13 protein-coding genes are annotated in these 14,590 nt (G+C 50.9%); all 13 read right to left on the bottom strand.

All coding sequences use genetic code 11. The features are described from left to right. Positions 1-28: 28 nt before the first annotated feature. Complete coding sequence (recA, locus tag F556_RS0101995) at positions 29-1,105, bottom strand: recombinase RecA (protein WP_245583001.1); 1,077 nt, start codon at positions 1,103-1,105, stop codon at positions 29-31. A gap of 245 nt (positions 1,106-1,350) precedes the next feature. Further along, entirely contained in the window at positions 1,351-2,646 is a 1,296-nt protein-coding gene (locus tag F556_RS0102000; RefSeq protein WP_020615212.1) for a competence/damage-inducible protein A, read from the bottom strand. An 83-nt stretch (positions 2,647-2,729) separates the two neighbouring features. Then, a complete protein-coding gene (gene pgsA / locus F556_RS0102005; RefSeq protein WP_020615213.1) occupies positions 2,730-3,308 on the bottom strand; it encodes a CDP-diacylglycerol--glycerol-3-phosphate 3-phosphatidyltransferase in 579 nt (192 codons plus the stop codon). Continuing rightward, on the bottom strand, positions 3,305-4,633 hold the full coding sequence (gene rimO / locus F556_RS0102010) for a 30S ribosomal protein S12 methylthiotransferase RimO (protein WP_020615214.1): 1,329 nt from the start codon (positions 4,631-4,633) through the stop codon (positions 3,305-3,307). Before rimO ends, pgsA begins: the two co-directional genes overlap by 4 nt. A gap of 101 nt (positions 4,634-4,734) precedes the next feature. Beyond that, the gene (locus F556_RS0102015; RefSeq protein ID WP_020615215.1) at positions 4,735-5,226 is read right to left on the bottom strand and encodes a YajQ family cyclic di-GMP-binding protein; all 492 of its coding nucleotides are present in this window, start codon (positions 5,224-5,226) and stop codon (positions 4,735-4,737) included. Between the two features lie 98 nt (positions 5,227-5,324). After that, positions 5,325-6,254 (bottom strand): helix-turn-helix domain-containing protein, encoded by a 930-nt coding sequence (locus F556_RS33105; protein ID WP_020615216.1) that lies wholly within the window; start codon positions 6,252-6,254, stop codon positions 5,325-5,327. 15 nt (positions 6,255-6,269) lie between these two features. Then, entirely contained in the window at positions 6,270-7,034 is a 765-nt protein-coding gene (locus tag F556_RS0102025; RefSeq protein ID WP_020615217.1) for a DUF3388 domain-containing protein, read from the bottom strand. Between the two features lie 159 nt (positions 7,035-7,193). After that, the gene (locus F556_RS0102030; protein WP_020615218.1) at positions 7,194-7,445 is read right to left on the bottom strand and encodes a DUF3243 domain-containing protein; all 252 of its coding nucleotides are present in this window, start codon (positions 7,443-7,445) and stop codon (positions 7,194-7,196) included. 125 nt (positions 7,446-7,570) lie between these two features. Continuing rightward, positions 7,571-8,299: an elongation factor P 5-aminopentanone reductase gene (ymfI, locus tag F556_RS0102035; protein WP_020615219.1), complete on the bottom strand. Its 729-nt coding sequence runs from the start codon at positions 8,297-8,299 to the stop codon at positions 7,571-7,573. 14 nt (positions 8,300-8,313) lie between these two features. Beyond that, positions 8,314-9,600, bottom strand: a complete 1,287-nt coding sequence (yfmH, locus tag F556_RS0102040) for an EF-P 5-aminopentanol modification-associated protein YfmH (RefSeq protein WP_020615220.1) — start codon at positions 9,598-9,600, stop codon at positions 8,314-8,316. Next, positions 9,597-10,883: an EF-P 5-aminopentanol modification-associated protein YfmF gene (yfmF, locus tag F556_RS0102045; RefSeq protein WP_020615221.1), complete on the bottom strand. Its 1,287-nt coding sequence runs from the start codon at positions 10,881-10,883 to the stop codon at positions 9,597-9,599. The genes yfmH and yfmF overlap by 4 nt, the downstream gene beginning before the upstream one ends. A gap of 157 nt (positions 10,884-11,040) precedes the next feature. Further along, entirely contained in the window at positions 11,041-11,835 is a 795-nt protein-coding gene (sleB, locus tag F556_RS0102050; protein WP_020615222.1) for a spore cortex-lytic enzyme, read from the bottom strand. A 103-nt stretch (positions 11,836-11,938) separates the two neighbouring features. Continuing rightward, a complete protein-coding gene (locus F556_RS0102055; protein ID WP_020615223.1) occupies positions 11,939-14,509 on the bottom strand; it encodes an FtsK/SpoIIIE family DNA translocase in 2,571 nt (856 codons plus the stop codon). Between the last annotated feature and the right edge of the window lie 81 nt (positions 14,510-14,590).

The following is a 14,590-nucleotide window of genomic DNA, read 5'->3' on the forward strand; positions in this document are numbered from 1 at the left end:
GTAACAAGGCGCCTGCTGCCGGTTAATATTAAACGAGTTCGAACTCTTCGTCTTCGTCTTCTTCCTGACCAGCAGCCAGGGAGGACGTGGCGACAGCTGTAGTGGACAGATTGCTCGCTTGACGCACCTCGCGTTCAATCACATCGGATACATCTGGGTGATCCTTCAGGTACTGCTTGGCGTTCTCGCGGCCTTGGCCCAGGCGCTCGCCGTTGTAAGAGAACCAGGCGCCGCTCTTCTGAACGATGTCCATTTCGACCCCGATATCGACAAGGCTGCCTTCCTTGGAGATGCCTTCACCATACATAATATCGATCTCCGCTTGCTTGAACGGTGGGGCTACCTTGTTCTTGACGACCTTGATCCGTGTACGGTTACCGACCATATCGTTACCCTGCTTCAGCGTTTCGATACGACGAACCTCAAGACGTACGCTGGAGTAGAATTTCAATGCGCGGCCACCCGGTGTAACCTCAGGATTGCCGAACATGACGCCAACCTTCTCACGAAGCTGGTTGATAAAGATTGCAATGGTCTTGGACTTGCTGATCGAGCCCGACAGCTTGCGGAGTGCCTGGGACATCAGACGGGCTTGGAGGCCGACGTGCGAATCCCCCATCTCGCCCTCGATCTCTGCCTTCGGTACGAGAGCCGCTACGGAGTCAATGACAATGATGTCAACCGCACCGCTACGTACGAGCGCCTCTGCGATCTCAAGAGCCTGCTCCCCGGTATCCGGCTGGGATAGCAGCAGTTCATCAATATTAACGCCAAGCTTGCTAGCATACAGCGGATCCAGCGCGTGCTCCGCGTCGATGAAGGCGGCTTGTCCACCGATTTTCTGAACCTCAGCGATTGCGTGGAGCGCAACCGTCGTCTTACCGGAGGATTCCGGTCCATAGACCTCGATGACCCGACCTCTCGGCAAACCCCCGATCCCCAAAGCTATATCTAAAGCCAGCGACCCGCTCGGTACGATTTCAACCTGCATGCCGGCATTTTCGCCTAATTTCATAATGGAGCCTTTGCCGAATTGTTTCTCAATCTGGCGCAATGCCATGTCAAGTGCTGCGCGACGGTCTGACAATACACTCACATCCTTCATAAGTTATAGAAGCTTGATCACTTTCTTATAAACTAATGATACCTTGTTTTTCATGCCTTGCCAAGCATTTTTTCGAACATACATTCGTTTTTTTTCGCAGAGGGCGATACACTGCCTTACTAAACAGGATGAGAATCATCATGCCCCAAACACAAAAAACCGCAGCAAAGTAGTCTTCGCCACGGTTCTTCCGTTAACTGGTTCCTATTATACGTCAGCGCTTAACACTTGGCAAGCCCTGTTCGTTACTGGGATTGGTTGGTACCATTCAGAGGCATCCCTGTGCGTCCAGCGTTCTCGTTAAGCTGCTGCCAGAGACGATAGAATGCCGCCTTGACTGCCCGCAGCCGGATGACGCCTCGGTTGCCACGCAGTTGCAGCGTATGCACCTCCGTGGGCTTGCCTAGCTGTGCGATACCGACATAGACAAGCCCCACAGGCTTGCCTTCGCATTCAGCAGGACCGGCAACCCCCGTGATCGACACGCCAAAATCGGTCTCGGACCGTTCCCGGATCCGCTCAGCCATCATCGCGGCCGTTGACTCACTTACTGCGCCAGGCGCACCTGCACCCTCCAACTGCGTCATCGGGATACCAAGCAATCGATGCTTCATCTCATTCGTATAGGTGACCACCCCGCCCTTGAATTCACTGCTGCTGCCAGGAATGCTGGTGATTGCCTGAGCCAGCAGTCCGCCGCTGCAGCTCTCTGCCGCAGCAAGCGTGCGCATTGAATTCCGCAGGAGCCGGATGACCGCTTCTTCAATCGGAATGTCATCTTGAGCATACATGAACTGTCCCAGGCGCTCACTGATTTGAGCAACTGTTACATCAATCCGTTCATGTGCTTCGGCAGCATTCTTCGCCTTGGTGGAGATACGAAGGGCAACCTCGCCTTCTTTGGCATACGGGGCAATGGTTGGATCCGACTGCCCTTCAATGAGATCGATGATTGCCGCCTCCAGGCTGGATTCACCGATTCCTGCGAATCTGAGCTGTCTGCTGAACAGCGGCATTTCTTCTCCCATCAGACTACGCAGCCAGGCTGTTGCCGGCCCATCAAACATCGGCTTCATCTCGCGAGGAGGTCCGGGCAGCAGGATATAATGGGTTCCGTCCTCGGTTATAGCATTACCCACAGCAAGCCCGGTTTCATTGGCTAACGGGTCGGATCCCTCAATCATTAACGCCTGACGGCGGTTGCTCTCGACCATTTCAGTACCTCTGCTGGAGAATAGCTCCTCGATCTTGGCCATGGACGGCTCATGTATGTGAAGTGCTCTGCCGAGATCTGCGGCAAGCGCATCCTTGGTCAGATCATCCTGGGTAGGGCCCAGGCCGCCTGTGAACAAGATCAGATCAGCTCGTCCTCGAGCCGTATGAATGGCCTGGGTCAGACGCGTTGTATTGTCACCGACTACTGTTTGAAAATATACATCGATGCCCAAATCAGCCAGTCCCTTGGACAAATACTGAGCATTTGTATTGACAATTTGACCCAGCAACAATTCTGTTCCAACCGCAATGATCTCTGCCTTCATCGATAACAGTCCTCCCTATGATACCTTTCAAATAAGGACATCATCCCATGAAGGGATGATGTCCTGTCCGGCAAACCTGTAATTCATTCGGATACGGGGATTAAATCTTTATTTTTGATGAAATAATCAACGCCCGAATATAATGTAATGAGAGCCGCCAGCCAGCTGGAAATGAGATCAAAGCGGACATCAATAAACGCGAATGGAAAATTGTTAAGCAGCAGTGCAATAATCATCGTAATCTGCACACCGGTTTTCCATTTCCCCCAGTTGCTCGCGGCAACGACCTTGCCATCCAGGAGTGCAACCTGACGCAGACCAGTTACAGCAAACTCACGGCTGATGATTATAATGGCAATGACTGCATCCAGCTTGTTCATCTGGACGAGCGAGATCAGCACGGCTGCTACGAGCAGCTTATCTGCGAGCGGATCAAGCAGCTTGCCCAGATTGGTGACTTGCTTGTTCTTGCGGGCAATGTATCCATCAAGCCCATCTGTACTCGCTGCAATGATAAAGATCAATGCAGCGATGATCTGATTGTAGGTAATCTGAAAATCTCCAAAAACGATCGGTTCAATATCCAGTCTGACCAACAGAAAAAAGACGATGATCGGCACCAGGAAAATTCTCGCCAATGTGATGCGATTGGCCAGATTCATGCAATTCCCTCCCCGGAAAGATCGAACTCGTAAGCATGCGTAACTCTGACCTTCTGTATCTCTCCGATAGCTGTGTTAGCCTTAGAAATAAACACTTCTCCGTCAATCTCCGGCGCATCGTACTGTGAACGCCCGATGTAGACATCGCTGCGACCGTCGTACCGCTCGACCAGGACATCAATTTCACGACCAATATACTTGCTGCCATTGTCCTTAGACACTTCCCGTTGAATTTCCATCAACGTATTGGCGCGCCATTCCTTCACATCATCCGGAACATGGTCCGGTAACCGGACGGCTGGTGTATCCTCTTCACTCGAATACGTGAACACCCCGAGCCGGTCAAATTTAACTTCACGGACAAAATCGCAGAGACGCTCAAAATCTTCATCTGTCTCGCCCGGGAAACCAACGATGATTGATGTGCGCAGCGCAGCTTCCGGCATACGTTTGCGGATCTTGGCAACCAACTCCCTTACATCGCGCTGGCGACCCGGTCTGCGCATCCGCTTAAGGATGCGGTCCTCGCTATGCTGGAGCGGCATGTCAATATAGTTGCAGATCTTCGGATTGGTCGCCATCGTCTCCAGCAGCTCATCTGTGAAAAAGCCAGGATACGCATAGTGCAGACGCACCCATACGATACCAGGCACCTCGCTTACCCGGTTTAACAGCTCCGGCAGCATAAATCGGTCATAAAGATCCGTACCGTAATTGGTAGAATCCTGAGCGATGAGGCTGACCTCTTTGACGCCCTGGCTTGCAAGCAAGCGGACTTCCTCAACGACCGATTCAATCGAACGGCTGCGGAACTTGCCGCGCATAATTGGAATGCTGCAGAAGGTACATGCATTGTCGCAGCCTTCGGCGATTTTTACAAAAGCAGTATATCTCGGTGTAGCTACCTTGCGTGGCAGTGCCTGTTCATAATTGAACACCGGATTGCCCACATAGACAGGACGCTTGCCGCGCAACGCCTCATCGACAATACCATTAATATTGTGAAAATCACCAGTTCCGACGATACCGTCGATCTCCGGCATTTCCTCCATCAGCTGTTGCTTATAACGCTGGGTAAGACAACCGGATACAATAAGCGCCTTCAGGCGGCCGGTTTGCTTCAGTTCAGCCATATCCAGAATCGTGTTGACGGACTCTTCCTTGGCGGCATCGATGAACCCGCAGGTGTTGACAATGATAACAGTCGCATCGTCCGCCTGCTCTACCAGCTCGAATCCGCGCTGATCAATGAGACCTGACATAATCTCGGAATCGACCAGGTTTTTTTCACATCCGAGCGTTACTACTTTTACACGTTCAGTCATGTTCAGAAACTCCTCCAACTCAGTGCCTCAAACTATTTTATCAAGTATAAACGATCTTGCTTGGCGGTGTCAAAAGAGTTGCAGCTCTGCCAGTCGTCCCGTTATTTATAATTGACGAATTGCAAATCCACCGTCAGATCGGCTCCACGAAGCAATTGAATGACCGACTGCAGGTCGTCTCTGCTTTTACCGGTTACACGAATCTGGTCCCCTTGAATTTGCGATTTGACTTTGAGTTTGGCGTCCCGAATCAGAATGTTGATCTTCTTGGCGTTCTCCTGATCAATACCCGATTTTAGCTTGATCCGCTGTCTTACCGTGCTCCCAGAAGCTGGCTCCACTTTTCCGTAATCCAGATTTTTAATTGGTACACCCCGCTTGATCATTTTCGAAAGTAATATATCAAGCACGCCTTTCAGTTTGAACTCATCATCTGAAGCAACAACGAGTTCACCATTATCCATTTCAATGCTGCTCTTGCTGCCTTTAAAATCAAAGCGGGTACTAATCTCACGTTCCGCCTGCTGAATGGCATTGGACATCTCCTGCATATCAACCTTGGATACAATATCAAATGAACTTTCTGAAGCCATAAAATTCACTCCTTAATTTGTTTTGAGCCCTCATATCGTCTTCTCAGCAAAAGACATCCTTGCTCGTAAACCCAAGGATGTCTTTGGCATGACTGCAATTATTGCGCACCCTCGTTGGTCGAAGGAGAATCAACGGGAGTGATAAAGTAACGCTTATCTGTTCCGGCCTCACCGCCGTTATACAGTACCTCACCATTGACTTTAATTTCAACACTTGGTGCAAAACCTAAACGGATGTAGACTGGTTCTGACAGTTCAAACGTTCGAGTTGTATTGGATAGGGTCTCAAATACCAGGCGCTCTTCGGTTTTTTCATTGCGGAACTCCACCCAACTTTCCCCATCTACAATAATCTCGTACGTATTTATACCGATTGGCGAAATCTCATAATTCGCGGTTCTGCTGGTGATATCGCCAACAGGCGTTAACGTCCCTTCACCAGAAGTCGGCTGTTCCGGCTCTTCTTCCTCGTTGCCGTCATTGCCAGGCGTCGGGTCTGTAACAGGAGGCTGTTCTCCCTCTGTCTCGCCACCGTCATTGCCAGGTGCATCAGTGCCCCCCGGTTGCTCTTCATTGTCCGTAGGGGTATCTGTCGCATCCGTCAAATTCGTCTCGTCTACAACCCGCGGAGGATCATTGGGGTTGTTAATGACGAACATGTATACAATAACGGCAATCAATGCCAGGAAACACCACAGCAGAAGGCCAAAGCCCCACTTGCTCCAGCGGTCCGAGGCCCTTGCCGAGGCGCGTCGCGGTTTCATCATCGGTTCCGCCGCAGGCTCAGTCGGCAATGCCGGCACTTCATTCTGATGCTGTTGCAAAAGCTCGTCCGCATCCAATCCAACTGCTTCTGCATAGTTCTTAATAAATGCCCGGGCGTAAAAAGAGCCAGGCAATACATTATAGTCGCCTGCTTCAATAGCCTCGAGATAGCGCACCCGGATTTTGGTCATTTCTTGTACATCGTCCAGGGTATAGCCTTTCTTCTGACGGGCTTCCTTCAGCAGTACGCCCAATTCTGACATATCTTCACCCCCTTGCTAAAATTCATTGAGATCATTTGTGAAGGTCTCGTACGATATTTCTTCATCTGGTGTACTACGGAGTTCAATAATACAATCATAAATGCTATGGTCATAATGCGATTCCTTGACAAAAATATCAGGATGCTCAATGACCTTGGTGGAAGGCATCGCCATAATTTCTTGCAGCAAACTGTAGTGCTTTTCATTGGAGCGGACCGTACTGACGATACCGTCTATAATGAAGATATTCCCCGGATCCATCTCTTCCTCGGATAGCTGACTGCGAACCGTCTGCCGCAGCATGGTTGAGGAAACAAAGGCCCAGCGCTTGCTTGCACATACACTGCCTGCAATAATCGACTCCGTCTTGCCCACTCGCGGCATCCCGCGAAGACCAATCACCTGGTTGCCTTCCCGCTTAAAAATCTCGCCCAGAAAATCAACCAATAATCCTAACTCATCCCTTGTGAAACGAAACGTTTTTTTGTCATCCGAATCCCGTTCAATATATCGACCATGCCTCACGGCTAGAATATCAACCAGCTTGGGTGGACGCAATGCATTAATCGTAATATTGTCCACTTTTTTTAGCATTTTACCGAGCAGTTCAATTTTCTCGTCATCGTCGGTTTGCAGCAGCATGCCGCGCGTTCGATTCTCGACACCATTAATCGTAATGATATTGACTTCAAGCATCCCCAGAAGAGATGCAATATCGCCGAGCAGTCCGGGACGGTTCTTATGTATCTTGTACTCCATGTACCATTGTTTGTATTCCATAGTTCTCCTTCCCATGCTGTACGGACTTGTATAAAAGGTTCAAAAAATATAATTCTACAATTTTCGTCAAACTCCTGCAACTGTATTTAAGTGCAGGCTCAAAAAGATCGGTTTTCAGAACAGAAAGGCCCCCAAAAGGAGGCCAGTCTGCAAAGCCTATTACGAGTTCTGGACAAGCTTAACCATGAGACGCGCGATAGTCTTACGCTCGTTCTCATCGCCGACATCCCAAATCTCTTTCAGCGCACGCTGCTCGTCGTTTTTTGGATCCACACGTTCGTCCAAAAAGCTGCCGATTTCGTATGCCAGATTTGAGATTGCTTCTTCACTTAACCCGATTTTCTTGGCCTGCTCCACCCGATCCGCCAAAAAGTGCTTCCACGTATCAAAGTTGTTCAGGACAGTTGACATATCTCTTCGCCTCCTGTAGTGGTTGAAGAAAAGGATGTACAACAGTCCTATTGTTTGCTGCTGTCCTGTTAATTATTCGACGTTAACGGAACGGCAGAAGTTTCATGTTTTGTGTAATCTTCTATTCAGGTCACCCAGCCGCCATTGGGACTGATGACTTGCCCTGTAATATATCCGGACTCCGGCAAAGCCAAAAAATACACAAGGGAGGCAATTTCATCAGGCTGTGCAAGCCTTCCGACTGGAATTTCCTCTGCTAGCGCGGCCTGCTCCTGCTCGTCCAGATGCTGATTCATCGCCGTGTCTACAGCCCCAGGCGCAACCGCATTGACGGTCACACCAGAGGGCGCCAGTTCCTTGGCCAGAGCTTTGGTAAAAGCATTCATTCCGCCCTTGGTTGTGGAATATAACACCTCACAGGAGGCTCCAGACAACCCCCACACCGAAGAAACATTAATAATGCGGCCGAATCTGCGGTTGATCATGGGCCCCATGAACAATTGTGTACAGAGGTACATGCCTCTTAAATTAACCGCCATGACATCATCCCAAACCTCATCAGTCACATCTGCCAACATCCCATAATGGGCGATGCCTGCATTGTTGACGACGATGTCCGGACTCATGCCGTTGTCCTCGAGCTTCTCTTTCATCCGGATCAGTTGCTCGCGTGAGCGAAGGTCCGCGCTGGCCGTCATGACCTGTCCGCCAAGCCGCATGCATTGACGGGCCGTTTCATTGGCAGCCTCATGAGAATGATTATAATGAATGACCACATTCATCCCCTCGGTGGCGAAGCGCCGGGCAATGGCGGCTCCAATTCCCCGGCTTCCACCTGTTACGAGAACGGTCATGTCACTTAATGGCTTCACGAGGTTGGCCTGTCTACGATGGATACGGCCATTTGATCCCAATTGAAATGGTCGCGCATTCGTTCATTCACTTGCTCCAGTGACACGGATTCATAGAGCGGAAGCAAGTCAAACAGATCGCTGCCGCGGAATTTGTATCGGGTAAACTCATTGGCGATCGCTTCAGGAGAGTTCAGCATCCGCAGATAGCTGCCAATACGCTTACGGCGAATGCGTTCAAAATCTTCTGCGTTTAGCCCTTCTTCAAGTGCTGCCTCCAGTGAAGAACGGATTGCCGACAGCAGGGCTTCGGGGTCCTTGGTATCTCCCCCAATCAGCGAGAAACCGTAACTACCGCTGCTATTGTACTCATAACCGAATGAATCGGAGATGAGATCATCATCGTAAAGCTGTTGATAGAGCCGCGAACTCGGACCTAGCAGAGCCTCCAGCATCAATTTGCTGCTGACCTCTTTCTCTAATAGCTCTTTGCTATCAGCTGGCAGAACAGTCTCTTTGAACCCGAACAGCACCTTCGGCAAGCTTACAGCCAACTCACTGCGCTTAACTTCCAGCTTGACTTGTTCCGGTTCTGTTTCTACGGTACGTGTTATGTTAGGCGACTCGCCAAACGTTTTCCCTTCCTGGTTGCGCCGCACCAGCTCCATTATTTCATCCGGGTTTACACCACCAACGACGAAGAGGAGCATATTCGAAGGGTGATAGAAGGTACGGTAACACTGATACAGACTTTCTTTGGTAATTCTCCGGATTGACTCGACTGAACCCGCAATATCAATGTGAACCGGATGCTTATGGTAGAGTGCATCAATAAGCCCAGTGTACACGCGCCAGTCCGGGTTATCCTTATACATGTTAATCTCCTGCTCAATAATGCCTTTTTCCTTCTCTACATTTTCATCCGTAAAGTAAGGATTCTGAACAAAATCAAGCAGCGTCGTCAGGTTCGCTGGTATTTGCTCGGTTGCGGAGAACAAATAGGCGGTCCGGTCAAAGCTGGTGAACGCGTTGGCCGATGCTCCCTGCGAAGCAAACGTGGCAAATATATCGCCGTGCGGCTCCTCAAACATTTTGTGCTCCAGAAAATGCGCAATGCCATCTTCAACCCGAACCGGCTGTTCTCCATCGAGGGCAAAGGTATTGTCTACCGAGCCAAACCGGGTGGTAAATGTCGCGTAGGTCTTTTGGAAGCCCTTCTTGGGCAGAATGTATACCGACAGCCCATTCGGCAACACCTCATGATACAGCGTTTCCTGCACAAGCGGATAATTTAGCGTCTTCATGCCTGCTGCGCCTCCTTTCCGCGCAAGAAATAGATCGTGTCCAGTTCAACCTTCTCTGCTACACGCACAATGTCTTCCACACCGGCAGACTCGATCGAAGTAATCAACTCATCTGCGGTACGCGTCTTGCCTGAGAGAATAGCATTAAAATCGAAAGCAATCATCTCAAACGCAGAATCTTGCATTTCACGCAGCTGATTGCCAATCATGGCACGGGTCTGACTCAGCTCCAGCTCCGTTATTTGTCCTGCACGCATACTTTCCAACTGCTCCAGAATAATCTTCTTGGCCTGATCAAAGTTGGCGACTTCGATTCCAGATTGAATCGTGCAGATGCCCTTGTGACCATCCAGCCTGGATGCAGCGTAATAAGCTAAGCTGGCTTTTTCTCGAACATTCAGGAAGAGCTTGGAATGCGGATAACCGCCCAATATTCCGTTATACATTAATAGCGCAGGGTAGCCATCGTCTGCATAGCCAATATTGGTACGCAGACCCATGTTGAGCTTGCCCTGGCTGACATCTAGCGTCTCTGTAACCGTCCTCGGCTCGTTAACGGGCTGCGAGATCTCCGGCTTGGTGTAAGCAGTGCCGTCGCCTGGCGGCAATCGAAACGTCTTGGATGCCAGCTGCTGTACTTCCTCCAGGCTGGTATCACCAGCTACATATAGATCTAGCTCAGCCTGACCCAGCCAGCTCTCATATGCTGTATATAAAGAGGATGGCGTAATCTCTGGCAAATCTTCCAAACGGCCAAGCGCATGTAGGCGATAAGGCTCGTTGCGGCACATCTCGGCAAGACACCGTTCCGCGGCATAACGAATCTTATCGTTAATAATGGCTTCCAGGCGTTTTTGGAGAGTCACCTTCTCAGCTGCTACGTATTTACTTCGGAACACGCTCGATTCCAGTGCCGGATCGGTAACGACCTCGCCCAACAGCTGCAGAGCAGCCGCGAGCAATGATGTGCTCGAAGAGACGAATTGGTCGTTAATGACATCCAGACGAAACTGTACAATCTGCGAGTCGCCCCGCTTATAAATATCAAATCCAAACCCTGCCCCATATAGATTATCCAGCCGCTCCCGAAAAGCCAGCGTCTCGGGGGTGGATTGTGTCCCTCTTCTCAGAACAAAGGGGGTCAGAGCCGTATTCGTAACCGTAGATTCAGCAAGCGGGATGCCTGCATACAAAGATATGGCAAAGGTCTTGAAGCGCTTGGTAGGCATGACATGAAGCCGCATGCGACCGGTTTGCGACCGTTCAAAGGGAGTTGCCGTCACGATAGTCATTGCTCCTTCCATCTGTGCGTCCAATTCTAATCATATATATCACCGTAATGTATTCGATCTTTGTGAACTCTATACCATTCTAACCCATTGGAAATGGAAGAAGCAACCCGCGCTCCTGACAACGGAGCGGGGTTGCCTCCGCTTGCATTTACATACAGAAAATATGTTTGCCGATCGTCATAACCTGGGGTCTGGACCAGATCCATTTGGACGTTGCAGTCACCGGGTTAAAGTAATATGTGCACCCTTTTGTAGGATCCCATCCCTTAACTGCAGCCTCTACGGCTTGACGTGCCCTGTCATTTGGTTCCAGCCAGATCTGGCCGTCAGCTACGGCGGTGAACGCCAGTGGTTCGAAAATGACACCGGAGACGGAATCTGGGAAGTTCTCATCCCTTACCCGGTTTAGAATGACAGCAGCAACCGCCACTTGTCCTTCATACGGTTCGCCGCGTGCTTCGCCGTATACGGCATTAGCCATCAGCTTCAAATCATTTTCGGACAATCCGAGACGACTGGACTGGGCGAGGTTGCTGCCGCTGCCTCCGCCCGAATTTGACCCGCCACCGCTGCCACTTCCGCCCCCTGATGAACCGCCAGGCACTTCATCTGCACCGGGACGCCAATCCTTGGTGGCTTCCCACAGTTTCAACTTCGTTTTGGCTCCGACAACCCCGTCGGACTTCAGACCGAATTTCCATTGAAACCAGGTGACTGCGTTTTGCGTTTTGGGTCCGAATTGACCATCGACCTTGCCGTCATAGTAGCCAAGCTTCTTGAGTCGACCCTGCAGCTCGTAGACATCCTTGTGCATGGAGCCTTGCTTGAGTATGGCGTTGCTGAATGTTTCGGTAGAAGAGCCGTGTTCCTGCTTGCTGATGGCAAAGGAGCCGAACAACAGACAGACAATTACGGCAGTTGCAATGACTAATCGGGTTTTCATACGTTGGATCAAGCCTTTCTGTGCGTAATGAGACATCATCATGCGAGAAGTTGCTTGACCCTAGTATGAGGTATTGACTGTTCTTCTATGCACACTTCTCCAATCAAGAAGTGATTTTCCCGCTTTGGAACTGTTCTGGCGACATGAGCACCTCACGGGGCTTACTGCCTTCGTAAGGGCCGACAATGCCCTTGGCCTCCATTGTATCAATCAGCCTTGCCGCGCGAGTGTATCCGACTCTCATCCGGCGCTGCAGCAGCGATACGGATGCTTGCTTGGCCTCGACTACTATTGTCACGGCTTGATCGTAGAGCTCATCAAGCTCTTCGTTATCATCCTCACTGATCTCCTCAACCTCCGGCACCAGATCCTCAGCATACTCTGCTTCCGCTTGACCCCGGGAGTAGGTGACAATGCTTTCCACCTCTTGATCGGACAGGAAGGCTCCCTGCACACGAATCGGTTTGGACATGCCTACCGGGAGGAAGAGCATATCTCCCCTGCCGAGCAGCTTCTCCGCGCCAACCATATCAAGAATGGTCCGCGAATCCACTTGCGAGGAAACACCAAACGCGATCCGGGATGGGATGTTAGCCTTAATCAAACCTGTTATGACATCGACGGAAGGCCGCTGAGTCGCAATAATAAGGTGGATGCCCGATGCACGTGCCATCTGCGCCAAGCGGCAGATCGCGTCCTCCACATCATTGGCGGCAATCATCATCAAGTCTGCCAGCTCATCCACAATAACGACGATATACGGAAGCACGGCCGCCGGATTATCGGCCATCAGTGTGTTATAACCTTCGATATTACGCGTTCCGGTCTTGGAGAAGAGTTCATAACGTTTCTCCATCTCGACAACGATCTTCTTCAATGCCAGAGATGCTCTTCTGGGATCAGTTACGACAGGAGCCAACAAATGTGGGATGCCATTATACACATTGAGCTCTACCATCTTAGGGTCAATCATCAGGAAGCGGACCTCATCCGGCTTCGCTTTGTACAGAATGCTCGTGATAATTCCGTTAATACACACGGATTTACCTGAACCCGTAGCTCCCGCCACCAGCAAATGGGGCATTCTGGCCAGATCACCCACAATCGGTGTGCCAGCGATATCCCGGCCGAACACGATCGACATCTTGGATGCTGCTCGCTGGAAGGCAGGTGTCTCCATGACCTCTCGCATCGTGACGACGGAAACTTCCGTATTCGGCACTTCAATCCCGATCGCAGACTTTCCGGGAATCGGGGCTTCCATACGTATATCCTTGGCAGCCAGCGCCAAGGCGATATCATCCGTCAAGCCAACAATTCGGCTTACCTTGACACCGGTGGCCGGCTGCACTTCATAGCGGGTAACAGCGGGTCCCCTTACCACATCAAGCACATTAGCTTTTACGCCAAAGCTCTCTAGAGTCGCCTCCAGCTTGCGTCTGGATTCCTGCGCGCCTTCGGGACCTGACTTGCCATGACCATTCGGTCTGGCCAACAGCGACAACGGGGGCAGTCGGTAGGGCTTGACCGTCGATGTAATTACAGCGGCCGCTCCTTCTGCTGCGCCCTCTGGAATATTGCCGGTGGTTTCGCCTTCAGCGGCTTCACCCGATACCTCGGCTATCGCTGCCCCATCAAGCTCCTCTGGTGATTCAGCCAGGTTATCATCGACAGGGACAAGCGCTTCCGGCCACGGGGCTTCCTCCCCAACTGGCAATTCGGGATGCGTCTCAGGCTCTGCCTGCCAAGGGGCAGCATCTGCAGATTCTGACTTCTCCCCAGCCATTGCATCATCCGGCTGCCAGCCCAGCGACTCTTCCTCTTCCTCCGCGGCTTGTCGTCCAGCTGGCGGTCGTGTAGCGGCTTCCGGTTCCTTGCGCAGCTTGTCTGCATAATCCTGCAGCCAGCTAAAAAACGCAGGTTTTTTCTTGGGCTCTGCAGGTAGCTCCGGTGCTGATTCATCCTGCTGCGTGACATATGGATCATAAGTGTCGTCTTCGTAATCATCTGGCTCATTATGTACAACGGGTGGTTGCGATTGCCGCTTTCCTGCCTTTGACGGTCGTTTGACTCGTTTGAATTTGAGACGCAGCAGGGTTATCAATCGACCTAGCTTGCTGCTAATGGTCTGAATCAGCTCAACATACGACTTGCCGGTAATTAGCATGACCGAGATTGCGAACATGACGATCAGTACAAATCGGGCACCTATATTACCGAACAGCCAGAACAGAATTGAGTATTGAACGGCTCCCGCATAACCGCCACTGATGGCCTTGCTCATCATTGGTGTCTCTGGTAGTTCGCTCGCTGTCAGGAGCTCCCCGCGGATATCACCGCCGAGGGTCTGAAGAATGGTTCCGGCGGTTAATATCGTTGCGTCTTGAATGCCTGCAAATTTGGCGTTAATCTCGGCAATGGAGCTCATTAACGTTAGCGCCAGAACGAATAACAGGATACCGCTCTTGCGCGGCGACCAGCCGCTGGGCCATGCCCTTTTGACCATAACCGTAAGTCCAACATAAATGCCGACAAGTGCCAGCACAAAATAAAACTTGCCCAAAAACAATCCGAACAGCTTGGAGAGAGAGCGGCCAACGACCGCTTCTCCCGATAAGGCTATTACAGATATGGTAATCAGCAAGATTCCGTACACTTCATATTTTAAGGTCATGCCAACTGATTTTTTTCTTCGTTTACGCTTTGCCAAAATGGTCACCTCTCGATAACCCATTATAGCATAGCTCGACTCAGG

Origin of the sequence: Paenibacillus daejeonensis DSM 15491 (assembly GCF_000378385.1) — a bacterium.
Classification (GTDB): domain Bacteria; phylum Bacillota; class Bacilli; order Paenibacillales; family Paenibacillaceae; genus Paenibacillus_D; species Paenibacillus_D daejeonensis.